This window comes from Devosia sp. 1635 (assembly GCF_013185955.1).
In the GTDB taxonomy this organism is placed as follows: Bacteria; Pseudomonadota; Alphaproteobacteria; order Rhizobiales; family Devosiaceae; genus Devosia.
Genome location: NZ_JABAOM010000001.1, coordinates 1,065,735 through 1,089,180 on the forward strand (window position 1 = coordinate 1,065,735; position 23,446 = coordinate 1,089,180).

A 23,446-nucleotide genomic window follows, 5' to 3' on the forward strand; every position below is an offset into this window, starting at 1 on the left:
TTTGCGCGGGGCTGCAGCCCCATCTAGTCGGCGCCAGCGGGTGTCAGCGCTTCCTGGGGCGGCTGGTCTGGCTGGTTGGTTTCCCCGGAAAGGCCGGTGACGGCCAGAATCTCGTGCTCGTCAAGCGTTTCCCGGTCCAGGAGGGCATGGGCAAGGGCATCGAGCTTGCCGCGATGTTCGCGCAACAGGGCTTTGGCTTGCTCATGGCACTCATTGATGATCCGCAGCACTTCGGAGTCCACCAGCCGCGCGGTTTCCTCGCTATAGGGCTTGTCATTGCCTAGCATGCCCTGGCCGGTCCAGGCGTTCTGGCGCGGGGCCAGTTGCACCATGCCGAGCTTGTCGCTCATGCCCCAGCGGGTGACCATCTGGCGGGCCAATTGGGTGGCCTGCTCGATGTCGTTTTCCGCGCCCGTGGTGCGGGTGCCATAAACGATTTCTTCGGCGGCGCGCCCGCCCAGCATCCCCACGATCTTGGCCAGGAGATAGCTCTCTGGATAGTTGTAGCGGTCAGTGAGGGGCCGCTGATAGGTTACGCCCAAGGCCTGCCCGCGGGGCACGATGGTGACGCGCTGCACCGGGTCGGCGCCGGGGACTACGAGGCCCAGAATGGCGTGGCCGCCTTCGTGATAAGCGACGCGCTCCTTGTCGGCTTCGCTCAGGATGATGGGGCGCTCGGGACCCAGGATGATCTTTTCAAGCGCATCGATGAAGTCCTTTTGATGCACTTCTTCTTCTTCGCGGCGAGCGGCGAGGAGCGCGGCTTCGTTGACGAGGTTGCGGATATCGGCGCCCGACAGACCCGGCGTGGTTTTGGCGAGATGGGCAAGATCCACATCGGCGGCCAAGGGGATCTTGCGGGTATGCACCTTGAAGATGGCTTCGCGGCCATTGCTGTCGGGAAGATTGACCACGACACGGCGGTCGAAGCGGCCGGGGCGGAGCAGGGCGCGGTCCAGCACGTCGGGCTGGTTGGTGGCGGCGAGCACGATGATGCCCTCGCGGCTAGAAAAACCATCCATTTCGGTCAGGATCTGGTTGAGGGTCTGCTCCTGTTCGCTGGCGCCGCCGAGCACCGCCTGGCCGCGGGCGCGACCGATCGAGTCGATCTCATCGATGAAGATGATGGCGGGTGCATGTTTGCGGGCATCCTGAAACAGGTCCCGCACGCGGGCGGCGCCAACGCCCACGATCATTTCCACGAACTCCGAACCACTCATGGAAAAGAACGGCACATCGGCTTCTCCGGCCACGGCGCGAGCGAGCAGTGTCTTGCCGGTGCCGGGCGCACCAACGAGCAGAACCCCCTTGGGCGCGGTGCCGCCGAGGCGGGTGTATTTGGCGGGATTGCGCAGGAAATCAACGATTTCCACCAGTTCGTTCTTGGCTTCCTCGATGCCCGCAACATCGTTGAAGGTAACCTTGCTGTCGGTTTCCTTGTCGAAGCGTTTGGCCCGGCTTTTGCCGATCCCCGATATACCGGCCATGCCGCCCAACATGCCACCGCCTTGCTTGGCGGCGCGGCGGAACAGCCAGACATAAAGCCCGATAATGATCAGGGCCGGCCCGAAGGCATAAAGCAGGGTGACAAACAGATTGGGTTCGGTCTGGAGCGGGGTGGCGCGGATATCCACGCCATGCTCGATCAGCTCGGTATCGAGCCCTGGGTCGACGAACATGGGCAGGATGGTGGTAAAATCCTGAATGGTGCGCGGGGTGCCGGCGGGTTGCCCCTCCGTGGCGGGCGGCGCCCATTCGATGGGCGCCTTGAACCTGCCCTCGACCCGGTCGCCCTGGGTATGGATGGCTTCCACATTGTCGCGCGCCAGTTCCGCACGGAAGGTCGTGTAGGAGATCGGCTCGGGGGCTCCGGGCGCCGGAAACAACAAACTGACGACGAGATAGTTGATTGCCAGCAGCGCCAGGAACCACAGCCAAGTACGCCGGGATGGCATTGTCGGCTGCGGCTTGGTGCCCGTCGGCGTGCGCTCGGGCGGTTTGCGCTCCGGCGGTATGCTGGCCTGGTTTCCTGACATTCATCCCACCTTGAAGCTAAGCTGGACAACGAAGTCTAAGTCGATGTGCTACGGTCATCACTGGATGATTGAAGGAATGGCGGGGCGTGGTGCGCCTCAGCTCAATGCAGGCAAACGGAGGGCGAAAACCATTGGTTCCGCTCCTACCTGGGCAAGGCGGGACTTATCCTTAAGGATTGTGCCTCGCTCGCTCCGCGGCGAAACGGAGCGGGCAAGGGGCGCGGGCTAGGGCCCCTGGCGCGGTCGCCGCGAGAAGGGCGCCCTGGCGCTATTCGGAATTTTCGCCCCGCGCAGTGCCGGTGGCGTTGCCAGCGGTTTGGCCGCCACCGGTGCCAATGCTGCCCACGTTGGGCGCCCCGCCGACCGGCGCAATGCCGCCGGGCTGCAGATTGGTCCTGAGGCCGGACAGCGCCTGGGTCGGGCGATCCGAGCTGTTCTCGTCTTCCGCCGTCAATTCCGCGACGGCATCCATGTAATTCTGGAACTCACGTCCTTCGGGTCGGCCTTCCCGTTCCCAGATCTGGTGCGCGCGGCGCTTGATGTCTTCGTCGTCGAGTGTCGGCATTTGGATCTCCTCCTTAGCGCCCGAAATGCGCGACAAAAGGGGAGGGTTCGGCCATTGCTGCCCAGGTTAGCGCCCGATGTTTCCCGGACGCGGACCAGCGATCACGCCTTGCTGTAAAGCGTCGTGACCCGCTCCGGGCTTGGTTGGTTGAGTTGCGTCACCCGGGCGCGCAGGCGGGTGATATCGCCGATGGTGTGCAGTTCTTCGTGCAGCACTTTCATCGCGGCCGCTTCCGGGGTGGAGGCGAATACCGTGCTCACCTCCGACTGCTGGGCGCGCCCCTCAGGATCGGTGTTGTAGGATTCCACCCGATATTCGTGCTGCTCGCTGGTACTCATGCTCACTCCAAAGCTGCAGTCTAGCACGGAGGGGCGAGTTTTTAACACCGGTGCTGCGCCGTCTAGGGCTGATCGCCCGCAGGCACCGACATGCACACCGGAAGGATCAATCGGCGGCGGACCGGCAGTTTTGGTTCCGGATCGCCAGTGTTCAGGTGCCGCGGTAAGCTCCGCCCAAAACAAAAAAGGCGGCTCCGAAGAGCCGCCTCGCTGGAGGATTTTAGACGCGCTTAGCGCATATAGGGGGATACGCACTGCTGGCGCGGCCCGTTAAAGGGCTGGAAGGTGTTGTCCGAAGCGCGGTACGAGCGGTACTGGCTTTCGCACCAGCGCAGATGCTCGCGGGTGATGCGGACCGGGCCCGAATTGCTGTTGTTGTTGTTCTGGTTGGAAATCGCACCACCGATGATGGCACCAGCGATGAAGGCCGCCGGTGGGAACCAGTAGCCATTGTGCTGACGCCAGCCCGAGCGGCGTTCCCGCGAGCCACGGTGACCATTATAGTAGCCATAGTTGCCACGGCGCTCGAAGCCACCACGGCGGTGGTCACGGTCACGACCGCGATCCCATCCACGGTTCTGGACAGTGAGGAACTGCGCTTCGGAAGTGATTTGCAGCGGCTGTGCTGCTGCCGGGACGCTTGCTGCGCCAAAGCTGGTGATTGCCATAAGAGCGGCGCAGGCGCCCGCCATAATCTTTTTCATGTTTTTTGCTCCTTGTTCGCCCACCGCGATGATTAGGGAATGCCGCGGGGGATAAATCGTTCGGGTATGAACGAAAATTAAGTTCAACAGATCGAGAGCATCTACATCAAACGGGCGATAAAGCCGCGGGCGAGGAGATGCCCCAGTGTTCCTCACTGGCCTGACAAATAGCGGCGGCTAGCCCAGCCTTCCCAGCCAGCGGCCCGCACCTTCTGCCAGCTGCCAACTGCATAGGGCAGGAAGGCGATGTCGCATTCACGTGGGCTAAGGCCCGTCAGGATGCGCGAGCTTGGGGAGGGATAAGCACGCAGGTTAAGGACGTCATTCCGCGCAACGCCACTGACGCAATAGATTGCCGGCGATACCATGGAGATATAGCGGCGGTTGACCCAGCCGGAATAGTGCCCGTCCTCGATGGGGCACCATGAACCCTGGCATGCCGCCATGACCATGACCCCGCAACTGCCATAGGGCAGGGTAGTCACGACCCGGCTGCTGGCACCCGGACGGGAGCGGACGTTGAGCGCATCAGTGGCGGGGATGTTGACGACGCAATGTTCCTCCCCTTGCACCACCTGAGCCTGAGCGGCGACGCCCAAGCCCAGCAAGGCCGACAGCGCGGTCGCGCCGGCAATAAGCAAAAGCTTGATCTTGGACATGGCTACCTCCTCTTTGCGCCGACACTAGAAGGGGTGAGGTGAACCGCGCCTGAACGGAGCGGGAAACCGTTGTGGTGCTAGCCAATGGATTTGGTCATCACCGGCACCACGGGGCCAAGCGGGGTTTTTTCTTTGCCGACAACGGTGAAACCTTGTGCCTGGTAGAACGGCACTGCTGTGGTGCCGGCCACCACCCGGATGCCGGTGGCTTGCCGCACCAGCAGCTCGCGCTCAACCGCCTCAAGGATCTGCCGGCCAATGCCGCGGCGCCAATAAGGTGGATCAACGAACATGCCGGCCAGCTCGGCAAACTCGCTGCCCCCGATGCTGAAGGCGGCAAAGCCTACCGGCGCCCCATTGGCTTCGGCTACGACGATCTGGCCGTGACGGAGCAAATCTTCGTCGATCCGGAAATGCCCCGGCGCTTCGGTCAGGCGGCGCAGCACCTCGCCCGTTTCAACGGCAAGCGAAGCATTGAGCATCACCTGGTTCAGCAACGGCCGGTCTTCAAGCCGTGCCTGGCGGATCGTTACGGCTGGTGGGGACATGATGCGAGCAATAGGCCCTTCGCTCCTGGCGGGTCAATGCGGCAGGTTCCCCGAGGAGGTGGCAGTGGTCGCCGGGCGGGTAGGCTCCCCGACGGGGTGACTGGCCTCGGATGGCGCAGAGGCGTAGGTTGTGCCTGATCAAGAGGAGGACGCGATGACGACCAATGTGAAAGAGCTTTTGTCGGCGGCCAATGCGGAAGTGCCACGGATCTCGCCCGAGGACGCGCGCCGGATGGTTGCCGAAGAGCATGCGGTGATCGTGGATGTGCGCGACATGCCCGAGTTGCAGGCCAGCGGCAAAATTCCGGGTTCGGTCCACATCCCGCGTGGGATGCTCGAGTTTCGAGCCGACGAGGCGACGCAATATCATGACCCCAACCTGTCCAAGGACCGCCCGGTGATCCTGCATTGTGCCTCCGGCGGCCGCTCGGCCCTTGCCGGCAAGACCCTCAAGGATATGGGCTATCAGCAGGTGTTTAACCTTGGTGGCTTCAAGGACTGGGTCGAGGATGGCGGCGAGGTCGAAAAGCTTTCCTAGCCGGGATCCCCCCGTTTAGCGCGGGGTGAAGTCAGTTTCCGGCGTGACCATCCGGCAATAAGCGGCAACCAAGCGCGCGCAATGCTCGACATCGGTGAGGCTGACCACCTCGCCCGGCGTATGCATGTAGCGCAATGGCACGCCGAGCAGGCCCGTGGCCATGCCGGCCTGGTTGAGCTGCAAGGCGTTGGCGTCGGTCGGGGTGGCGCCCGGCGCGACCTGCACCTGGTAGGGAATAGCTTCCCGTTCGGCGGCCTGCGTCACCAGGTCGAACAGGACGCGATTGGTGTTGGCGCCGAGGGACACCGTTGGGCCCTTGCCCAGCTCGAGTTGCCCGTGCTGGGACGGGCTCACCCCAGGGTAGTCGATGGCATGTTCCATATCCACGGCAATCCCGCTTTGCGCCCCAATGGCGAAGGCGGCGGTGCGAGCGCCGCGCGAACCGATCTCCTCTTGCACGGTGCCCACCGCATAAACGCCGACCTCGGGGTGGAGGCCACCGTTCTCCGCCAGCAGCCGGAGGGCTTCAGCCACGATAAACAGGCCCGCCTTGTTGTCAAAAGCGCGGCCGACCGCCCGATCGCCCAGCAATGGCTGAAACTCCTGCTGGTAGGTGACCACGTCGCCAAGCGCGACCACCGCTTGCGCCTCGGCCCGCGAGCCGGCGCCGATGTCGATCCAGAGCTCCTTGAGCTTGGGCTTTTCCTTGAGCTCGTCCGGATCCATCAGGTGAATGGCCTTGCGACCAACAACGCCGGCAACGCGTCCGTTGCGACCATGGACCCACATCGTCTGGCCAACCGGGATGACGCTGTCATGCCCGCCGATGGCGCTGAAATACAGCAGCCCCTCCTCGCCGATATAGTGGAGGATGAAGCCGATCTCGTCCATGTGGCCGGCCAGCATGATCTTGGTGGATGCGGCCGGGTTGAGGGCGGCAATGACGTTGCCATGCAGGTCAACGGACACCGCGTCCGCAAGCGGCTCGACATAGCTGCGGTAGCGCTGGGCAACGCGCTGCTCATAACCGCTCGGGGAAGGCGTTTGCACCAGATCGCGTAAAAACTGGAGGGACTGATCCCGCATGGCTTGGTTTCCAACAAAGGGTGAGCGAGCATCCGCGCAGCGGTCGCCCATGACACTTACGTGGCTCGCCAATGCGTGGAGCATGACGACGTCAATGTGCTGTGCATCGGCGCCTGGATCGTGGGTCCACAGATTGCAGCCGAGGTCACGCGTGCCTTCCTGGCGGCGCAATTCAGCACCGAACCGCAATTCCGCCGCCGGGTAGAAAAGCTCGCCGAAATGGACCGGGCACGCGGCGCCTGATCGTTGATTTGAAAGGGAGGATTGGATGGACGCCAACAAGCGCAGGGAAGTTCTGGATACCGTCGCCAAGCTCAGGGTGACCGATATTCGCGATGGCATGGATTGGGTGGGTTTGCATCATGTGGGCACGGTCGATCCCGAGATCCGGCCACTCTACCGAACCAAAGCGGCCGGGTTCGCGCAGACCTACAAGCATATACCCACTCAGATCCGGGTGCCGGAACTGTCACCGGCCGATTACACCAAATGGGCTTATGAATATTGGTACAGTCAGCTCTGGAACATGGGAGATTTCCGCGAGCAGGTCGGCGAAGGCGACTTCCTGGTGATTGACACGCTGGGGCAAAAGACGCCGGCCATCGGCTCGATGGATTCGATGGTCTGGGCTGCGCGCGGGGTCAAGGGCGTGCTGACCAATGGTGGCGCACGAGACACGGACGAGCAGCTGTACCAAAAGGCCATGCCGTGTTGGCACCGCTGGGTGGTGCAGCCCATGTATCAGGGGCGCGTTGAATTCGGTGAACCCAATTCGACAGTGGAGATCGGTGGCGCAACCGTCCGGCCAGGCGATCTGGTGGTGGCCGACGGCGACGGGGCCATTGTGGTGCCGCAGGACGTAATCGAGGACGTAATCTATTACGCCAAGCAGGAATCCGAGAATGATCGCTATGACCGGAGCATGCTGTTCGAGGCGCTTGGCATCGCGCCCGATGAATCAACGCAGTCCATGTTCCCAGATATGCCAGCCCATCCATACCGCAAGAACCGGGAGGACTTCATGAAGCGGCTGGGTCGCAAGTGAAGCCGAAGCAATGAGTTTGGAGGCGCCTGCGCGCGCCTCTTATCTTTGCCGTAAGACAAAAGAAAACGCCGAACCTTGCAGGGTTCGGCGCTTCTTCCTTGGGAGGAAGGATCGGCGCTAAACGCGCTCGAGCATCATGCCCCAATCGCTGCTGTCGGGGCGAGGGGGCAGGGGGAGGACAGAACTGCGGGGAACCTCGATGGTCTCGCCCGGTTCGCTCCATTGACCACTGCGCGGATCAAAAAAGCGCGGGCGGTAACGGTCACCGGCGGTGACGCCGCGGAGCTTTGCCTCGATCGGCGCGTCGGCCTCGAAATACAGCATGAACCAGGAGCGATCCTGGGTGCGGGCGCAATAGTTCCAGCCCTTGTAGGCAAATCCCGGCCCGGTCTTATTGGGCACGATCAGTTCGACATCGGGTTCGAGCTCCAGGTAGCGCTGGCCCAACACAGTGGCAAAGCTCTTGAGGTGTTGGACCTCCGCGGCCGAGTGCCATCCAAAGCTGTCCCACATCTTGTGGAGCGATTGCTCTTCAATGTCAGACTGCCAGATGCCTTCCGCGCCATAGATGAAGCCAGCCAACCCCCCGGATAGGAAGCTGCCATAAAGGCCCGATCGCACATAGATGCGGTCGTCTTCGCTGTCGGGCGGCACGCGCAAAGGGTAGGGCTGGCCCAACTGGTGCAGGCCGGCATAATAGGGCTCGCCATTGATGGCAGGCTTTCGCTCGGTTTCGAAAATTTCGGTGAGATACCAGTAGGTGTAGTGCTCGCGCACATTGCCCGACTGATGCAGATCGACCCAGCTGCCCGGTCCGAAATTGACCAGGGTAGAGGGATTAGGATTGGCGGTGAGCATATTGCCGAAGGGCGGCTTGCCATAGCGTTCAAGCGCCAGCTTGATGGGGATGTTGTAGTCTTCGGCCGGGATGGTCTGCTCGAAATAGTCGTAGTGGATCGGGCTAAGCAGGCTGATATTGGCGCCATAGCGGGCGATCAGATACTGCACGTACCGGCTATAGGATTCCGGCCAGTCGTAGAATTTCTGCCAGCACTGGCCGGCGTCTCGACGCGAGAACTCGATGAAGGGGACGATGCCTTGTTCATTGAGGTAGTCGATCTTGCGATCGAGTGCCTTGAAGTATTCCGGGTTGATCCGGTCCATGTCCGGAAAGATCTGCTCGAAACCGGGCACCTTGCCGGGAAACTCGAACGGGCGGCCCCCTTCATTGTGCATATCCTTGGCTGACTGCGTGCCGGGCTGCTTCCAGGCCGCGCGCACCCAAGTTCCATCAGGCATCTGCAGGCTGTTGGGTGCGCCGTCATTGGCCCAGGCGGGCTGCGCGGCGATCAGACCAACGCAGTTGAAACCCTGCGCCTTCCGGAAGGCAACATAGTCATTGAGGGTGGACTGGGGACCGAGCGGGCCGGGGGATGCTAGCCTGTCAGCGAATGGGAAGCGGAAGCTGGGCAGGGACCACCAGGTATCGCCGAGGAGAAAAAACGGCGTGCCATCGTTGTATTGCAAGCCTCGTCCATCTGGCGTGGCGGCGACCATGCCGCGGCGATTGGGGTTCTCCTCAAGCTCTTGAGAACTCCAAGCTTCGGCAACGAAGCTGCCGCTTCTGCCGGAAAGACCCGCATCCGCCGGGGTGCTGCCGCTGGTCCAGCGCCATTCGCCCGGCGCAGTGGCAAGCACGCGCACGACAAACTCGTTGCCACCATTCCAAAAACCATAAACTCTCCTGGCAAAACCGGGCCCTTCCAGATCAACCCACACCAGAACGTCGGCGTAGGGATTGGACAAGCTGCTGGCGGCCTGGAAGATGAGGTCCAGCTTGGCCCATACCTTTACGTGGCCTTGTGCAGTGGTCACGATTATTCCTCCCTCAGCCGTTAGCGGCCCAGCCATTCCGGCTTGGTTTTCTCCACAAAGGCTTCGACGCCCCGGCGGAAGTCCTCGCTGCCATAAATAAGCGAGATGAGATCGTCAGCTGGATCGATGTCGCGCGCGAGAATGCGTCCAAAAGCGGCCTTGCTGACGCGCAGGGTCAAAGGCGCGTTTTCAAGCAGGCGGGCCACTACCTCATCGGCAACGGCTTCCAGTGCCTCGGGCTCGGCCAGGCGCGCCAGGAACCCGCTGGCAAAGGCTTCTTCGGCGTCGATGAACTCGGCCAAGAGCAGCATGCGCTTTGCCCGGGCCTCGCCAAAGCCATTCAGCACGCGTGCATAGGTCTGCATGGAGACACAGTTGCCGATGGTGCGGGCGATAGGGCTGCCGAATTTCGCGCGGCGGCTGGCGACGCGGATGTCACAGCAGGCCGCGAGATTGAGACCGCCACCCGCAGCCCAACCATCCACAATGGCCACAGTGGGTATCGGCACGGCAAGAAGCCGTTCGAAATAGCTGTTCATCTTGGCTTCGTAGGCGATCCCGTCCTGCCCACCGGTGAAGTCGCGGAACTGGGCGATGTCCGACCCGGCAACGAAGGCCTTGCCCCCGGCGCCGCGCAAAGTAACGACACGCAAATTAGGGTCAGCGCTGACCTCGGCCAAAACAGCGTCCAGTTCTTCCCACATCGACCAGGTAAAGGCATTGTGGGCAGCTGGCCGGTCAAAGAGGATGCGGGCAATAGCGCCCTCTCGGTCCAGCCGGACTTGCCCAAGGTTATTGTCCTGGCTCATGCGGACGTTCCGCCGGCCGGTTGGGGATCAAGCAGGCCCAACTCAGCAAGGATCTCGTCGTTGTGCTGGCCGAGCAAGGGGGGAGGGCGCCTGACACTGGCGGGCGTATCTGAAAGCTTGGCGGGAAAGCCCAGGGCTTTGAAGCTGCCCTCCACCGGGTGATCGATTTCAATCACGGCCTTGCGGTGGTGCACATGTTCATTGTCAAGGGCGACGCTGTAATCGTAGATCGGACCGGCGGGAACGCCAGCGGCAAGAAACATATCCACCCATTCGCTCGCTGTGCGGGTGCGGAAGGTCGGCCGCAGTTCGTCGGCCAGTTCGCTGCGCAGTTTCACGCGGTCGACCGCGCCAGCATAGCGCGGGTCACTCTTGAGTTCGGGGCGGCCGATGACGTCGCAAAAGATCAACCACAGCTTCTGATTGGCTGCGCCCACCACGAAGTTGTTGTCGGAGGCGGCAAAGGCTTGGTAGGGGGCGCTCATGCGGTTCGCGGTCCCTAGCGGGCCGGGCGATTTACCGGTCGCCCAGTATTCGGTGCTTTCCCAGACTGAGAGCGACAGCGCCGCGTCCAGCAATGAGCTATCGACATATTGCCCGCGGCCAGTGCGTTCGCGGCCGATCACAGCCGACAGGATGCCATAACAGGCGAACATGCCAGCGCCAAGATCGCCCACGGGAATACCCGACTTGACTGGCTCCGCTCCCGGGATGCCGGTCGCGCTGATGATGCCGCCCATGGCCTGGGCGATCAGATCAAAGCCCGGCCGTTGCGACCAGGGACCGGTCTGGCCAAAGCCCGAGATACTGGCATAGATCAGGCGGGGATTGATGCGTGAAAGGGTGTCGTAATCCGCCCCAAGCTTTTTGGTGACGCCCGGACGGCTGTTCTCGACCAGAATGTCGGCGGTTTCCACCAGCCGGTGCAGCACTTGCTGTCCGTGCTCGGTTTTCAGATCAAGGGTTATGCTGCGTTTGTTGCGGTTGAGGGCAAGAAAGCCGGGGCTGTCTTCCCCTTTCATGCGAAAGCCCATGGACTTGCGGGTTTGGTCCCCCACGCCGGGCGGTTCCACCTTGATCACATCGGCACCCATGTCGCCCAGCAGCATGCAGCAAAACGGGCCCGCCATAACCTGGCTCAGATCAAGTACGCGCAGGCCGGTTAGTGGCGGCAGATGTGCGGAAGCCTCGCTGGGCTGCACCGGTTCGGCACCTTGCGACATAAGTTCCTCCCTCCACGGGGCAAGACGATGCAGCGAGCCTGATCGCCGGCCTCCTAATCTTGCATACAAGACTGCCGTTTTGTGGAAATCAAGGGGGCAGGTGCCCGATGTTGCTTTTTTCCATGGATTTGCATACGAGCAAGCATGGACAAAGATGCTGATTTCGCTGAGTTACCGGAGCTTGCCACCGACGGCGGCAGTCGCCGCAAGGGGCATTTGCATACAGAAGCGGCAGCCCGGCTCAGGAGCATGATCCTATCCGGCGAGTTGCCGCCAGGAGCGCGCCTACGCGAGCTCCAACTCTGCGAGCAGCTTGGCGTATCCCGCACCCCGGTACGGGAGGCATTGCGCACCCTTGCTGCAGAGGGTCTCGTGGATCTGCTGCCCAATCGAAGCGTATTGGTGTCGCAGTTGCACGCGCCTGATCTGGAGCACCTGTTTGTGGTGTTCGGCGCAGTGGAAGGGTTGGCAGCAGAACTGGCTTGCCAGCGGATCACCGAGGGGGAAATCGCCGAGATCGGCCGCCTGTTGGCCGAGATGGTGGACTATCACACCCGCAAGGAGCGTGCGCCCTATATGCGGATCAACCAGGAAATCCACCGGAGAACCGTCGAGATCGCAGCCAATCCCGTGCTGTATTCGGTGTGGCAGTCCCTTGTGCCCCGAGTGGAACGAGCTCGGGCGCTTGCCAATCTAGACACTGGGCGATGGACCGGTGCGCTGTTCGAACACACCAAGATGTTCACGGTCCTCGCGGCGCGGGACGGTAAACAGCTCAACCAGCTTACTCGTGAGCACTTCGTGAACAGCTTGCCCTTCCTGCAGCGCTCCGGCGACTAAAGCGCATCTTTTCTGTATTGGTGCTCGTGCACGAGAGTTCGCCGATCAGGTGAGCCTATGCTGGTTTTTGTCGGCAAACAAAAAGTCAAAGTGAGCCGTTGACTCACTCGACTCTTGCATACAAGAATAACGGTGGCTGGGGAGGAGCCCTGCCAAATCACACCAATTTGTGGCGGCGCAGCAGCCTGCGCCAGCAAGGATTTGTCATGTCGAGCTATGAGCCAAAGGACACCCAGGGCAACGCCGTGGATCCCTACCATGTCCGCCGCTATTTCGAGCCGCTCCGCGTGGTCGATGTCGTCGATGCAATGGATGGCTTGGGCTATTTCAACATCGGCTTGGTGTCGCAGGAAATCCGGCCGCTCTGGCTGGGCATGAAGTTCTGGGGTCCTGCTGTTACGCAGCGCTGCGTGCCAGCAAACAAGCCAATGTGGCCATTGCAAACAACCGAGGAAATCGTTGGTGCCCATGGGCTCTGGTTCAACCGCTATGGCCACAATGGGCGGGGTCTCGCCGATCTCCTCGAGCCCGGATGCGTGGTGGTGACGGACGTCGGCAGCTCCAACGAAGTAGGCTTTTTTGGCTCAGAGAACGTCCTGGCCCTGCAGGCCGGCGGCGCCGTGGGAATTGTCACTAATGGCCACTGCCGGGACACCGGTGAAGTCACCATGCAAAAAACGCCAATGGTCTGCCGAGAGCGCGGGCGCACCATCATACCCGGTCGCATCGAAGTGGTGGAACTCAACACGCCCGTCGGCATCGGTGGCGCTCAGGTTCGTCCGGGCGACATTGTTGGTTGCGACGATGACGGGCTGGTGGTGGTGCCCATCGAGATCGCCAAGCAGGTGGCACTGCATGCCAAAGCGGTGCTGCTGGCCGACATGAATGCGCGCCGCCGGCGCTATGATGTCCTTGGGCGTGCCCATGACGAGACTGTTGATACCGACGCGATCGAGCACTTCTACGCCGAGCTTGGCGCCTGAGGCGAAGGGAAGGGGTCGGCGCGACCGGTCCCTTTTGTATCGGGGAGGACACCGTGCGGATTCTCGACGCGCACCAGCATTTCTGGGATCTGGATGCCAACTATCTTCCGTGGCTGGCCGACAAACCCGTGAGTTTCCGCTACGGCAATTACGATGCCCTGAAGCGCAACTACATGCCCCCCGACTATCGGCGCGATGCCGAAGGCTATGAGCTTGCCGGCAGCGTGTTCATCGAGACTGAGTGGAACCCCGAGGATCCCATGGGGGAAGTGGCCTGGGTTGACAATCTACGAGCACGAGAAGCCCTCCCTAGCGTCATGGTCGCGCAGGCCTGGCTCGACCGCGAGGATGCAGAGCAGGTGCTGGGGGCCTTAGGGCAGGTTCCATTTGCGCGGGGGATCAGACACAAGCCCAAAGCAGCCACGCGGCCCGATGAGGTGGTGGCAGGGGCGCCCGGTTCCATGGGGGATGCGGCGTTCCGCCGAGGCTTTGCCATGCTGGCACCCAACGGGCTGAGCTTCGACCTGCAAACGCCGTGGTGGCACCTGCCAGAAGCTGCCGAATTGGCGCGGGCTTTCCCGCAAACGCAGATCATCATCAATCATACCGGACTGCCATCGGATCGAAGCGACAGCGGGCTTAACGGGTGGCGCGCCGCCATGCGAGAGGCAGCGGGGTGCCCCAATATCGCAGTCAAGATTTCGGGTCTCGGTCAGAAGGAGCAGCCCTGGACGGTGGAGGCCAATCGTCCGATCATTCGCGAGACGATCGAGATTTTTGGCGTGGAGCGCTGCATGTTCGCCTCCAATTTCCCCGTCGACAGCCTCGTCGCCAGCTTTGCCACGATCTTTGATGGCTTCCGCCAAAGCGTTGCGGACCTGCCTGCCGCCGATCACGAGGCGCTGTTTTGCGGTAATGCGGCCCGCTTCTATCGCATCGATTTATCCGAAGGGAATTGAGCATGTCGGACAATACCAAGAAGATGCGCCTGGGGCTGGTTGGGCTAGGCATCATGGGCGCGCCGATCGCGCAACGGCTGCGCGATCAAGGCTATGAGCTCACGGTATGGAACCTTGAGCCAGATTATTACGACCGGGTGAAGGATAGCGGCGCTCAGTGGGCGCAATCACCGGCCGAGGTGTGGCGGGCCTCCGACGCTGTTCTGGTCTGCGTTCTAGGCGACGATGCCATTGAAAGTGTTTGCTTCGGGGAGGACGGCTTTGCCAAGGCTGGCGCTGGGGCCAGCGTTCTCATCGACCTTTCCACCACCTCTCCAGACGCAACCCTGGAACTGGGCCAGCGGCTCAGGAAGGAGGTCGGGGCCGAGTGGCTAGATGCGCCCGTCTCCGGCGGGCCAAAGCCCGCCCGGGACGGGGAGCTTACCGTCATGGTTGGAGGGAACGAGGAGGCATTCCACCAAGCCGAGGCCCTGCTACGGGTAATGGGTCAGAACGTGACCTATATGGGCCAGCTCGGTTCGGGCCAAAAGACCAAGATCCTCAACCAGGCAATTGTCGGTGCCAACTATATCCTCATGGCCGAAGTTCTCGCCGCCTGCCGGGCGGCCGGGATCGATCCGGACTTGTTGCCGGTATGTCTTAAGGGTGGGCTCGCCGACAGTGCGATTTTGCAGCGCATTTACACCCAGATGAGCGCCGAGGATTTCGATCCGCCGCGCAGCTATGCCCGTCAGGTCGACAAGGACCTGAAATCCGTTGCCCACTATGTGGATGAGCTGGGGCTCGAACTGCCTTTGATCCAGGTCGCTGTTAGCCAGTACCGGAGATATGTGGAGGCCGGCAACGAGATGGAGGATGGCGCCTCGGTTTCGCGTCTCTACCAGGACGCTGATCGCAAGGAATAGGTCCGTGCTGTTCATTGTAAGCGGGCGAGACAAACCCGGGGGGATTGAAGGCCGGCTTGAATTCCGGTCCGAGCACCGTGCCTACTACGCGGCGCTCGGGGATGATCTGGTGCTCGCCGGTCCGTACCTGGACCCTGCGGGCGAGCCCATCGGCAGCATGATCGTAATGCGGGCCGCAGATCAGGAAACGGCTGAGCGGTTCGCCCGTGCCGATCCGTACTGGACACAAGGTGTGTTCGAAACGCTCGATATTTCTAGATGGGATTGGTTCATGAAGCGGCCGGACGACCTCGTCTCATGAGCTTGGATTGCATACAAAAGCCGGTTGCTGGCTCGTAAGTGTTCTCTAAGAGACAGTTACGAGTCCCACTAGCTTTTTGCACGGGAAGGTGCCGCCAGCTCAGTGCTGGATAAGAATCTCCGCCGTCGATGCAGGGTATAAAATTATGATCTTATAGACGTTGACACCTCGGTTTCTTGCATACAAGAATGCTCAGGTGTTGAGGATAAAGCGGTTCTGAGGAGGAGAGCTTTATCGCCACAGAAAGCGCAAGCGGGCTCACGATGCCGCGCGCTTGGCTTGTGGGCACAACTGAATGCAAAGGGAGGAACTTATGCCGAAGACGCTTTTGACTAAGACGGTCCGGCCGCTGATTGCGACCTCGCTGCTGGCTCTGGCCTTGGCGGCAGTGCCCACCGGCGCCGGTGCGCAAGACAGCGGCTTAACGGGCGACATCCGCTTCAGCTGGTGGGGTGGCCAGGTTCGTAACGACAAGACCGACCGGATCATCCAGCTGTTCGAGCAAAAGAACCCGGGCGTCAGCATAACCCGCGAAAACGCGGACTTTGCCCCCTATTGGGAACGCCTGACCATCCAGTCGACCGGCAACAACCAACCTTGCGCGATCACCATGCAATCCCGCTGGCTGGCGACCTATGCCCGTCCGGACATCCTGCTGCCGCTAGACGAGATGGTCGCTGATGGTACGCTCAACGTCGAGGGTATACCTGAGGCGGTGATGAATGCGGCCCGCGGCGCGGACGGCAATCTATATATGATCCCGCACGGGGTGTTCTATTTCGCCCTCATGTACAACGAGCAGATGCTCGAAAATGCAGTCGCGGCCGGCGTGGAGCCACTCGAGTGGCCCTATACTTGGACGCAATATGCCGACCATCTGCGCGCCGTCCAGCCAACCCTGCCGGAAGGCGCAGTTGCGACCCATAATATGGGGCGTGAGCCCGACGCCTTTGTTCCTTGGGTGCAATCGCACGGCGAAAAGGTGTTCGACGGCTCCAAGGTCGCGTTCTCTCGCGATTTGGCGATGGAGTGGTTTGAATACTGGGAAACCCTGCGCAACGAAGGGGTGACCGAGTCACCTGAGGGCATGATCAGCGAGAACAGCGCTCTCGTTGAGGAATCGAACCTCGCCAATGGCCGTGGCTACGCCACCAATCGTCCACCCAACCAACTCGGTTCGGTGCAGACGGTGACCAACACGGTCAACCCTGGCGCTACCATCAACACCCGGCCATATCCAGTTGGCGAGGATGGGACAGTAGGCATGGATCTGGGCTCCAACGGCATCGCCATTGGCGCCAGTTGCGCCGCTGAGAATATTCCGGCGACCGCGGCATGGATCAATTTCTGGACCCAGGATCCGGAAGCGGCGGGCATCTATGAATCCGATAATGGCGTAGTGGCCATTCCCGAACTCGCCGCTGCCCAGGCGCAGGACCCCGACACTCAGCCCACCCAGGTCCGCCATATCGAGCTCTATAACCAGGTGGTGGATACGGCCAAGCCCGTGTTCTGGCCAGCCGGCGGCTACCAGGCGATGACCGATGTGCTCAACCGCACCTATGACGCGGTGGCTTTCGGTCAGCTCAGCGTGGAAGAGGGTGCTGACCAACTGATCGCCGAACTGCAGCAGCAGCTCGATCAGGCAGCACGCTGACCTAGACACTCGCGGTGCGGACCGCTGATCCGGTCCGCACCCAAGCGGTGGAACAAGCGCCGGATTAGGCTGTCCCCGGCATTGCTCCGGCGGCTTAGACCCTGACGGGAGGTGAGTTCACATGAGCATGTTGGATGCTGCAAACAATCCGGTTCTGCCCGTCGCGGAGGTTGGGCGCCCGGTGCGCACGATACCCCAGAACCGGACGGGCTCGGCGTTCAGGAAGGCGGAGAACCGAGCCGCCTACCTCTTCCTGGCGCCGTGGCTCGCTGGCATTATCCTCATTACTGCACTGCCGATGCTGGCTTCGCTTTATCTCAGCTTCACCAATTATGCGGTGATCGGGTGGCCGAGCTGGATTGGGCTGGAGAACTATGTTCGCCTGTTCACCTCGGACCGGCGCTTCGTCACCTCCATTTGGGTGACGCTGAAATATGTCGGCTTTTCCGTGCCGCTGGTGCTGCTGTTCTCGCTTACGGTCGCTGTATTCCTCAACCGGGGCTTGCGCGGTCTCGCCATCTACCGGTCGCTGTTTTACGTGCCCTCGCTAATCGGTGCGAGTGTCGGCATCGGCTTGCTGTGGAAGGAAGTCTTTGGCGAACGCGGCGTGGTCAATCACATGCTGGGATGGTTTGGCATTGCCGGTCGGGGCTGGATCAACAATCCCACCTTTGCGCTGCCATCCGTTATCGCGCTGAACGTCTGGACCTTCGGCGCCTCAATGGTGATTTTCCTGGCCGCGCTTCGGCAGATCCCGGACTCCTATTATGAAGCGGCCTCTATCGATGGCGCCAATGCCTGGCAAAGATTCCGCCGCATCACCTTGCCGCTGATCACGCCCGTGATCTTCTTTAATACCGTCCTGCTGCTGATCAACTCGTTCCAGTCCTTCACCCAGGCTTTCGTGGTCTCCAATGGTCGCGGCGGCCCGGTAGACTCGACGCTGCTCTACTCCCTCTATCTCTACCAGCAGGCCTTCCAGCAGCTGCAGATGGGCTACGCCTCGGCGATGGCCTGGATCCTGCTGATCGCCATCGGCATCGCGACCGCGCTGCTGTTCTGGTCCTCGCGCTTCTGGGTGTTCTATGGCGACCGCTAAAACCTATGATCCCGAACTGCTGCACCTGGAACGCCGGCGGCGCGCGAACTGGCGCCGCATCAAGGGGTTGGGACTGCACCTGGTGTTGATCGCGCTGCTCGGGATCATGCTTTATCCCGTGATCTGGATGGTGTTCAGCGCGCTTCGCCCGGAAGCCGAGATCTTTGGGGATATGGGCTTCATACCCACCAACTGGACGTTTGAGAACTTTGTCCGCGGTTGGAATTTATACGGCAATCTGACCTTCACGCAGTTCTACATCAACTCCTTCATCATCTGCGCGCTGGCGATTGTCGGCAATCTCCTGGCCTGTTCCATGGCTGCCTATGCGTTTGCCCGCCTGGAGTTCCGGGGCAAGTGGATCCTGTTTGGGATCATGCTCGGCACGATGATGCTGCCCATCCATGTGCAGCTCATTCCGCAATATATCTTCTTTCTCAACATCGGTTGGGTGAACACCATACTGCCGCTGATCGTGCCCAAGTTCCTGGCGCACGACGCCTTCTTCATCTTCCTGATGGTGCAGTTCATGCGTTCGCTGCCCAGCGAGCTGGAGCAGGCGGCGGTGGTTGATGGCGCCTCCTACTGGCAGCGCTACTGGCGCATCATCCTGCCGCTATCGATGCCGGCGCTGGCGACAACGGCGGTGTTCACCTTCATCAATACCTACAACGACTTTTTCAGCCAGCTGATCTACCTGACCGACACCGACCGCATGACAGTGCCCGTGGCGCTGCGGCTGTTCCTTGACCCCAGCAGTGGCTCATCCTCGTTTGGCGGGCTGTTCGCCATGGTGCTGGTGTCCATCGGTCCGGTTCTCGGCTTCTTCCTCGCTTCGCAGCGTCTGCTCACCAAGGGCATCGCTACCCAAGGCTTCAAGTGATCCGGTCGGAGTAAATCATGGCCAGCGTAACGCTTCAAAATCTGACCAAGACCTATGCCGGCGGCCAGCTGCGGGCGGTCAACGGTATTTCACTCGACATCGAGGATGGGGAGTTCCTCGTTCTGGTCGGCCCGTCAGGCTGCGGCAAGTCCACCGCACTGCGCATGATCGCGGGCCTCGAGGAAATCACCGATGGTGCAGTGTGGATTGGCGACGATTTCGTCAACGACACCCATCCCAAGGACCGCGACATTGCCATGGTCTTCCAGTCCTATGCGCTTTATCCGCATATGACGGTCTACGACAACATCGCCTTTCCGCTGCAGATCGCCAAGCTGCCCAAGGATGAAGTCGACCGGCGGGTGCAGGAAGCAGCGCGCATTCTGGAGCTTGAGAATTATCTCAAGCGCCGACCGGGCCAGCTTTCAGGCGGGCAGCGCCAGCGTGTAGCGATGGGACGAGCCATTGTGCGCCAGCCGGCCGTCTTTCTCATGGACGAGCCGCTGTCCAACCTCGACGCCAAGCTTCGGGTGCAGATGCGGGCCGAGATCGCCTCGCTGCAGCACAGGCTGGGCGTCACGACCGTTTACGTGACCCACGACCAGGTGGAAGCCATGACCATGGGCCACCGTGTGGCGCTGCTCAAGGACGGTGTGCTGCAGCAGGTGGACACGCCGAGCAACATCTACAACAAGCCCGCTAACACCTTCGTGGCCGCCTTTATCGGCTCGCCCACCATGAACCTTTACTGGGCGACGCTGGAAGGGCAGGGCGATGGTTTGGGCGTACGTCTGGGCAGCTATCTGATCCGGATGCCGGCGCAAAGCCTAGCTGAGCATCAGGGGCTGCGCCGCTATGCCGGCAAGCGGGTCGTCGTGGGCATCCGCCCCGAGGACATCGCCGAGGCCGGAGTGGATCAGACCGGCGCTGCCGATACAATCACCGCGGATGTGAGCCTCGTGGAAGCGCTTGGCTCGGACGTCATCGTCCATTTCGGCATCGATGCGCCGGCCGCCGATATCCGCAGCTCCGACAGTCTTGATGAGATCAAGGTGCAGGAGGGGAAATCGCGCTGCGTCGCCCGATTCCCGGCCAAATGCCAGGTGCGGCTGGGGCAAACCGTGACGGTCCGCCTCGACACCACCCGCATGCACTATTTCGACGGCGAGAGCGGGCTTTCCATTCTCGACTGAAACCGCCCGCGGCGTCCGAGCGCCGTAGGCAATCCCAGCAGCAAAGGAAACAATAATGGCTATCAGCTCCAGTACTCTCGAGATCCTTCGGAAGGTACGTACATCAGACGTCACTGACGCGCTCGACTCTATGGGTTATATGAACACCTATGAGATGGACCCGCGGCTGCGGCCGCTGTTTCCGGGCGTGTTCTTCGCTGGGATTGCCAGCACTGCCGAATTCAACATCATCAACCGCCACATCCCTGCGATGACCTATGAGGAATTTGACGACCGGCAATACAAGCGCCACGAGGATCGCTCCAGCCATCCAGAAGCGCTTTGGCCTGCGGGGCACAGCTTTGGGGCGCCCGACGAAGTGCACGTAATCGATACCAAGCAGTCGCGTTGCGGCTTGCTTGGCTCCAACAATCTGCTCGATGCCCGGGTGAAAGGGTCAGTGGGCTTCGTTATCGACGGCGCCTGCCGGGACACGGGCGAATGCATCATGCAGAAGGATCCCGTGTTCTGCTCGGTTCGCTCCATGCGGCACATGGCCGGGCGGCTGGAACTTTCTTCCATGGGCAAGCCCATCACCTGCGGCGGCGTTTATGTCCGCCCCGGCGACGGCGTGATCGCCGATGATGACGGCATTGTCGTGATCCCGCACGAAGACGGCGAGGAAGTCGCCAAGCGGGCGTGGAGAGTGCAGGACAAGGACCGTCGCATGCGCCGCGCCTTTTATGAAAAGTTGGGCATGCCCATGGACAAGACCGTGGCACTGGAAGAGCGCCCCTGGTAGTCGGCGCGGCAGGGCAGCAGGTCAGCGGGCGACTTCTTGGTGCCTGCTGCCAGCCGGCTAAACCGTGCCGGTGCAGCTAAAGCCGCACCGGCCTTGGGCCCTGCGGGTATGGGGCAGACGGGCATCGCAGCAAGAACTGCGACATGGGGCGAAGTTCGCCTCGGTGCCGGTCGTCCGGCGGGAAATAGAAGGTGAAGCAAGCTTCGCCCCATGCTCTATCGGAGACTCTTCGGTGAGGACCGTCCGTGGCTAGACCCGTGCCAAACGCCAGAAGCCCTGAAGCTTCATTGGACCGGGGGATGAAATCGGTCCCGGATCATCCTCGTCCCGAAGGAGCTTGGGCGACCCCAAACTCATCCGATATTCCCGCACCGACCGTTCGTCGCGACCGCGCAGCTTGCCCGGGAACAAGGGGGATTGTGCCTGAGGTTTTCGGGGGCGGGGATAAGTTTGTGGGGGGAGGCGCCGCGGGGACTGGTGTTGGCCGCCCTCGTGGTTCGAGGCTACGCTACGCTACGCACCTCACCATGAGGGCTTCAGATAGATCTGGTCGGTTGCGGGACCTCGATGAGCCCTCATCCTGAGGTGCCGCGTAGCGGCCTCGAAGGGCGAGGGCGGCTATCACAGCCAAGGTACCCGGGGCGGGGTGCCGCCCCCGAGCGGGTTAGCCAGGATTGCTGACCGAATAAAGCCGGATTTCGTGTTGCTGGCCGGTGCGGTCGGTCCAGCGCATGGATTGGCCGGCGCGCAGGCCGATTAGGGCGGTGCCGAGGGGTGAGAAGATCGAGATGCGCTCGCGCCCTTCTTGGCGGGGATAGGAGAGCACACCGCTTTGCGGGGGCGCGCCGTTGAAGCTGACCACCACGCGCGAACCCATGCGCACCACATCGGGCGGGAGGCGCTTGTCGGCGACGAGCTTGGCGCGGCCGAGTTCGTAGAGCAGGTCGTCGGCCTGGTCGGGGCTGTGGCCGATGCCGCCCATGGCCAGAACCAGCAGATCGTGACGATCGGCTTCACCCACCATGATGGGGGGAAGATCGGATCCGAAAATACCCATGTCATCCTCCAGATGATTGAAGTGTGGTTGTGCCTCTTGGGCGATCAGGCGGCGCTCGGGCCGGGATCGTCGCCGCCGCCCAAGCCCGCAGGCACGAAGCGCGAGGACGGGCTGCGGGGGGCGAGCGGGGCGAGCGGGGAGGGTGTGGCCTCGTTGCGAGCGACGACCTGCAAGGGTGGCGAAGAGCGCCGGCGCTCGGGCTGGAACAGCACGGCTTCGATCACGAGATTTTCCACCGAGCCGTCGCGGCGACGGGCCTGCACCGTTTGCCCCGCCCTTGCACCCAAAAGGGCAAGGCCGCGTGGCACGGTCAGGAGCACGGTGAGGCCATAGACTTCTTCGCTGGGCCCCGCGACGAGGGAGCGATCCTGGGTGGGCGCACTGCCGACGCGAAAGCGCACCCGGCTATTGAGGGTGACCACATCGCCCGGGATATCGGCCGGGAACATGACCTGAGCGACGCCGAGCTTATGGCGGATGATTTCCGCCGCACCGGCAAAGGGTTCGCCGTATTCGTGCAAGAGGCTTTGCAGGAGGGCAAAGTCCTTGGCGGTCAAAATGATTTCGGGTTGGTCGGACGCGAGCTGGTCGGACATGAGAAACTCCAGAACAGGGGGGATTGGCAGCAGACGAGACCCCTGACCCGGAGGACGATGCCTAGCGGATCAGGGGAAAAGGTCTTGCTTGGGTGTGCCGTACCGCTGGGAAAGACGGGCGCATCTAGGCCTCCGCAGGTTCATCGACGGGCTGGATGACGGACATGACGGTGAGCACGTGCTTGCGTCCGTCGCGGGTTTCCCAGGTGATGGACTGACCGGTGCGCAAGCCGATAAGCGCCGCGCCCACGGGGGTCAGCACGGAAATGCGGCCCTGCGAGATATCGGCCTTGGCGGGGTAGACGAGGGTGACCTCGACAACCTCGTCCTGGTCGGTGCGGTACTGAACCGTGGAGCCCATGCGCACGATGTCCTTGGGCAGCTTGGCGTCGGGCACGACGCGGGCCCGCTCCATCTCCTCGAGGAGACGTTCGGCCGCAGCGCTTAGCGAGCCGCCGCCTGAAGCGGCGAGGGCCAGCAGTTGACGATGTTCGGTTTGGGCCACCGTGAGAGCAGGCCGTAGATTGTGGGTGCGCATGACGCTTCTCCGCGTAAATAGCAGCAAGCAGCGCCAGATCTGAAAAGACCCTGCGCAGCAAGCTATAACAATGACTTGTGGAAATCCCTATCCCTAAACCTTGCGACGAAGCGCCAGGCTTAGGGCAACTATCCTTCGACCGGAGTGGCCCGGCGAGCAAACGCGTGGAGGATGTTGAAACAAGGGTTCATGCACCCAAGGTAGGCGCAACAGAACTAAAGTCAAGCC

25 protein-coding genes and 1 pseudogene are annotated in these 23,446 nt (G+C 61.8%); 13 read left to right on the top strand and 13 right to left on the bottom strand.

Annotated features, from left to right (window positions below):
• Positions 1-23: 23 nt before the first annotated feature.
• From ftsH to HRU92_RS05520, 6 genes are all read right to left on the bottom strand, one after another.
• Positions 24-2,036 carry an ATP-dependent zinc metalloprotease FtsH gene (gene ftsH, locus HRU92_RS05495; RefSeq protein ID WP_172123273.1) on the bottom strand — a complete coding sequence of 671 codons (2,013 nt, stop codon included), beginning with the start codon at positions 2,034-2,036 and terminating at the stop codon, positions 24-26.
• 268 nt (positions 2,037-2,304) lie between these two features.
• On the bottom strand, positions 2,305-2,601 hold the full coding sequence (locus HRU92_RS05500) for a DUF2934 domain-containing protein (RefSeq protein WP_172123274.1): 297 nt from the start codon (positions 2,599-2,601) through the stop codon (positions 2,305-2,307).
• Between the two features lie 101 nt (positions 2,602-2,702).
• Positions 2,703-2,939, bottom strand: coding sequence for a hypothetical protein (locus HRU92_RS05505; protein ID WP_172123275.1), 237 nt, complete (start codon positions 2,937-2,939; stop codon positions 2,703-2,705).
• 230 nt (positions 2,940-3,169) lie between these two features.
• Positions 3,170-3,643: a BA14K family protein gene (locus HRU92_RS05510; RefSeq protein WP_172123276.1), complete on the bottom strand. Its 474-nt coding sequence runs from the start codon at positions 3,641-3,643 to the stop codon at positions 3,170-3,172.
• A 152-nt stretch (positions 3,644-3,795) separates the two neighbouring features.
• On the bottom strand, positions 3,796-4,302 hold the full coding sequence (locus tag HRU92_RS05515) for an SH3 domain-containing protein (protein ID WP_172123277.1): 507 nt from the start codon (positions 4,300-4,302) through the stop codon (positions 3,796-3,798).
• Positions 4,303-4,379: 77 nt separating this feature from the next.
• Positions 4,380-4,850 carry a GNAT family N-acetyltransferase gene (locus HRU92_RS05520; protein ID WP_172123278.1) on the bottom strand — a complete coding sequence of 157 codons (471 nt, stop codon included), beginning with the start codon at positions 4,848-4,850 and terminating at the stop codon, positions 4,380-4,382.
• A 154-nt stretch (positions 4,851-5,004) separates the two neighbouring features.
• On the opposite strand from HRU92_RS05520, the gene HRU92_RS05525 reads away from it, so the two are divergent.
• Complete coding sequence (locus HRU92_RS05525) at positions 5,005-5,388, top strand: rhodanese-like domain-containing protein (protein WP_172123279.1); 384 nt, start codon at positions 5,005-5,007, stop codon at positions 5,386-5,388.
• Between the two features lie 15 nt (positions 5,389-5,403).
• Here HRU92_RS05525 and HRU92_RS05530 read toward each other — a convergent pair whose 3' ends face one another.
• Entirely contained in the window at positions 5,404-6,474 is a 1,071-nt protein-coding gene (locus HRU92_RS05530) for a M42 family metallopeptidase (protein ID WP_172123280.1), read from the bottom strand.
• 30 nt (positions 6,475-6,504) lie between these two features.
• Here HRU92_RS05530 and HRU92_RS05535 point away from each other — a divergent pair.
• Together HRU92_RS05535 and HRU92_RS05540 are read left to right on the top strand one after the other, a co-directional pair.
• Positions 6,505-6,717, top strand: a pseudogene (locus HRU92_RS05535) (RpiB/LacA/LacB family sugar-phosphate isomerase); the annotation flags it as partial.
• Between the two features lie 25 nt (positions 6,718-6,742).
• Positions 6,743-7,519, top strand: coding sequence for an RraA family protein (locus HRU92_RS05540; RefSeq protein ID WP_172123283.1), 777 nt, complete (start codon positions 6,743-6,745; stop codon positions 7,517-7,519).
• 117 nt (positions 7,520-7,636) lie between these two features.
• Here HRU92_RS05540 and HRU92_RS05545 read toward each other — a convergent pair whose 3' ends face one another.
• The 3 genes from HRU92_RS05545 to HRU92_RS05555 are packed head-to-tail and all read right to left on the bottom strand — an operon-like array spanning position 7,637 to position 11,426.
• On the bottom strand, positions 7,637-9,394 hold the full coding sequence (locus HRU92_RS05545; RefSeq protein ID WP_172123284.1) for a DUF4038 domain-containing protein: 1,758 nt from the start codon (positions 9,392-9,394) through the stop codon (positions 7,637-7,639).
• Between the two features lie 20 nt (positions 9,395-9,414).
• The gene (locus HRU92_RS05550; protein ID WP_172123285.1) at positions 9,415-10,203 is read right to left on the bottom strand and encodes an enoyl-CoA hydratase; all 789 of its coding nucleotides are present in this window, start codon (positions 10,201-10,203) and stop codon (positions 9,415-9,417) included.
• A complete protein-coding gene (locus HRU92_RS05555) occupies positions 10,200-11,426 on the bottom strand; it encodes a CoA transferase (protein ID WP_172123286.1) in 1,227 nt (408 codons plus the stop codon). Before HRU92_RS05555 ends, HRU92_RS05550 begins: the two co-directional genes overlap by 4 nt.
• 144 nt (positions 11,427-11,570) lie before the next feature.
• Here HRU92_RS05555 and HRU92_RS05560 point away from each other — a divergent pair, with 144 nt between their 5' ends.
• The 10 genes from HRU92_RS05560 (at position 11,571) to HRU92_RS05605 (ending at position 21,027) form a co-directional block, all read left to right on the top strand.
• Positions 11,571-12,266 carry a GntR family transcriptional regulator gene (locus tag HRU92_RS05560; RefSeq protein WP_127753016.1) on the top strand — a complete coding sequence of 232 codons (696 nt, stop codon included), beginning with the start codon at positions 11,571-11,573 and terminating at the stop codon, positions 12,264-12,266.
• Between the two features lie 206 nt (positions 12,267-12,472).
• Entirely contained in the window at positions 12,473-13,249 is a 777-nt protein-coding gene (locus tag HRU92_RS05565) for an RraA family protein (protein WP_172123287.1), read from the top strand.
• 53 nt (positions 13,250-13,302) lie between these two features.
• Positions 13,303-14,208, top strand: a complete 906-nt coding sequence (locus tag HRU92_RS05570) for an amidohydrolase family protein (RefSeq protein ID WP_172123288.1) — start codon at positions 13,303-13,305, stop codon at positions 14,206-14,208.
• 2 nt (positions 14,209-14,210) lie between these two features.
• Complete coding sequence (locus HRU92_RS05575; RefSeq protein WP_172123289.1) at positions 14,211-15,113, top strand: NAD(P)-dependent oxidoreductase; 903 nt, start codon at positions 14,211-14,213, stop codon at positions 15,111-15,113.
• Positions 15,114-15,117: 4 nt separating this feature from the next.
• The gene (locus HRU92_RS05580; RefSeq protein WP_164854799.1) at positions 15,118-15,414 is read left to right on the top strand and encodes a YciI family protein; all 297 of its coding nucleotides are present in this window, start codon (positions 15,118-15,120) and stop codon (positions 15,412-15,414) included.
• Positions 15,415-15,727: 313 nt separating this feature from the next.
• On the top strand, positions 15,728-17,071 hold the full coding sequence (locus HRU92_RS05585; protein WP_172123290.1) for an extracellular solute-binding protein: 1,344 nt from the start codon (positions 15,728-15,730) through the stop codon (positions 17,069-17,071).
• A 121-nt stretch (positions 17,072-17,192) separates the two neighbouring features.
• A complete protein-coding gene (locus HRU92_RS05590; protein ID WP_248306964.1) occupies positions 17,193-18,170 on the top strand; it encodes a sugar ABC transporter permease in 978 nt (325 codons plus the stop codon).
• On the top strand, positions 18,157-19,053 hold the full coding sequence (locus HRU92_RS05595) for a carbohydrate ABC transporter permease (RefSeq protein ID WP_172123291.1): 897 nt from the start codon (positions 18,157-18,159) through the stop codon (positions 19,051-19,053). Before HRU92_RS05590 ends, HRU92_RS05595 begins: the two co-directional genes overlap by 14 nt.
• A gap of 17 nt (positions 19,054-19,070) precedes the next feature.
• The gene (ugpC, locus tag HRU92_RS05600; RefSeq protein WP_172123292.1) at positions 19,071-20,246 is read left to right on the top strand and encodes a sn-glycerol-3-phosphate ABC transporter ATP-binding protein UgpC; all 1,176 of its coding nucleotides are present in this window, start codon (positions 19,071-19,073) and stop codon (positions 20,244-20,246) included.
• Between the two features lie 55 nt (positions 20,247-20,301).
• On the top strand, positions 20,302-21,027 hold the full coding sequence (locus tag HRU92_RS05605; RefSeq protein WP_164854802.1) for an RraA family protein: 726 nt from the start codon (positions 20,302-20,304) through the stop codon (positions 21,025-21,027).
• Between the two features lie 664 nt (positions 21,028-21,691).
• On the opposite strand, the gene HRU92_RS05610 is transcribed toward HRU92_RS05605, so the two are convergent.
• The 3 genes from HRU92_RS05610 to rnk form a co-directional block, all read right to left on the bottom strand.
• Entirely contained in the window at positions 21,692-22,084 is a 393-nt protein-coding gene (locus tag HRU92_RS05610; protein ID WP_127753025.1) for a GreA/GreB family elongation factor, read from the bottom strand.
• 44 nt (positions 22,085-22,128) lie between these two features.
• Positions 22,129-22,680 carry a nucleoside-diphosphate kinase gene (locus tag HRU92_RS05615; RefSeq protein ID WP_172123293.1) on the bottom strand — a complete coding sequence of 184 codons (552 nt, stop codon included), beginning with the start codon at positions 22,678-22,680 and terminating at the stop codon, positions 22,129-22,131.
• 124 nt (positions 22,681-22,804) lie between these two features.
• Complete coding sequence (gene rnk / locus HRU92_RS05620; protein ID WP_172123294.1) at positions 22,805-23,218, bottom strand: nucleoside diphosphate kinase regulator; 414 nt, start codon at positions 23,216-23,218, stop codon at positions 22,805-22,807.
• Between the last annotated feature and the right edge of the window lie 228 nt (positions 23,219-23,446).

Bases quoted from the DNA above. Each gene is read 5' to 3' on its own strand.
- ftsH (WP_172123273.1), bottom strand. From the start codon at position 2,036: ATGTCAGGAAACCAGGCCAGCATACCGCCGGAGCGCAAACCGCCCGAG.
- HRU92_RS05500 (WP_172123274.1), bottom strand. From the start codon at position 2,601: ATGCCGACACTCGACGACGAAGACATCAAGCGCCGCGCGCACCAGATC.
- HRU92_RS05505 (WP_172123275.1), bottom strand. From the start codon at position 2,939: ATGAGTACCAGCGAGCAGCACGAATATCGGGTGGAATCCTACAACACC.
- HRU92_RS05510 (WP_172123276.1), bottom strand. From the start codon at position 3,643: ATGAAAAAGATTATGGCGGGCGCCTGCGCCGCTCTTATGGCAATCACC.
- HRU92_RS05515 (WP_172123277.1), bottom strand. From the start codon at position 4,302: ATGTCCAAGATCAAGCTTTTGCTTATTGCCGGCGCGACCGCGCTGTCG.
- HRU92_RS05520 (WP_172123278.1), bottom strand. From the start codon at position 4,850: ATGTCCCCACCAGCCGTAACGATCCGCCAGGCACGGCTTGAAGACCGG.
- HRU92_RS05525 (WP_172123279.1), top strand. From the start codon at position 5,005: ATGACGACCAATGTGAAAGAGCTTTTGTCGGCGGCCAATGCGGAAGTG.
- HRU92_RS05530 (WP_172123280.1), bottom strand. From the start codon at position 6,474: ATGCGGGATCAGTCCCTCCAGTTTTTACGCGATCTGGTGCAAACGCCT.
- HRU92_RS05540 (WP_172123283.1), top strand. From the start codon at position 6,743: ATGGACGCCAACAAGCGCAGGGAAGTTCTGGATACCGTCGCCAAGCTC.
- HRU92_RS05550 (WP_172123285.1), bottom strand. From the start codon at position 10,203: ATGAGCCAGGACAATAACCTTGGGCAAGTCCGGCTGGACCGAGAGGGC.
- HRU92_RS05555 (WP_172123286.1), bottom strand. From the start codon at position 11,426: ATGTCGCAAGGTGCCGAACCGGTGCAGCCCAGCGAGGCTTCCGCACAT.
- HRU92_RS05560 (WP_127753016.1), top strand. From the start codon at position 11,571: ATGGACAAAGATGCTGATTTCGCTGAGTTACCGGAGCTTGCCACCGAC.
- HRU92_RS05565 (WP_172123287.1), top strand. From the start codon at position 12,473: ATGTCGAGCTATGAGCCAAAGGACACCCAGGGCAACGCCGTGGATCCC.
- HRU92_RS05575 (WP_172123289.1), top strand. From the start codon at position 14,211: ATGTCGGACAATACCAAGAAGATGCGCCTGGGGCTGGTTGGGCTAGGC.
- HRU92_RS05585 (WP_172123290.1), top strand. From the start codon at position 15,728: ATGCCGAAGACGCTTTTGACTAAGACGGTCCGGCCGCTGATTGCGACC.
- HRU92_RS05590 (WP_248306964.1), top strand. From the start codon at position 17,193: ATGAGCATGTTGGATGCTGCAAACAATCCGGTTCTGCCCGTCGCGGAG.
- HRU92_RS05595 (WP_172123291.1), top strand. From the start codon at position 18,157: ATGGCGACCGCTAAAACCTATGATCCCGAACTGCTGCACCTGGAACGC.
- ugpC (WP_172123292.1), top strand. From the start codon at position 19,071: ATGGCCAGCGTAACGCTTCAAAATCTGACCAAGACCTATGCCGGCGGC.
- HRU92_RS05605 (WP_164854802.1), top strand. From the start codon at position 20,302: ATGGCTATCAGCTCCAGTACTCTCGAGATCCTTCGGAAGGTACGTACA.
- HRU92_RS05610 (WP_127753025.1), bottom strand. From the start codon at position 22,084: ATGGGTATTTTCGGATCCGATCTTCCCCCCATCATGGTGGGTGAAGCC.
- HRU92_RS05615 (WP_172123293.1), bottom strand. From the start codon at position 22,680: ATGTCCGACCAGCTCGCGTCCGACCAACCCGAAATCATTTTGACCGCC.
- rnk (WP_172123294.1), bottom strand. From the start codon at position 23,218: ATGCGCACCCACAATCTACGGCCTGCTCTCACGGTGGCCCAAACCGAA.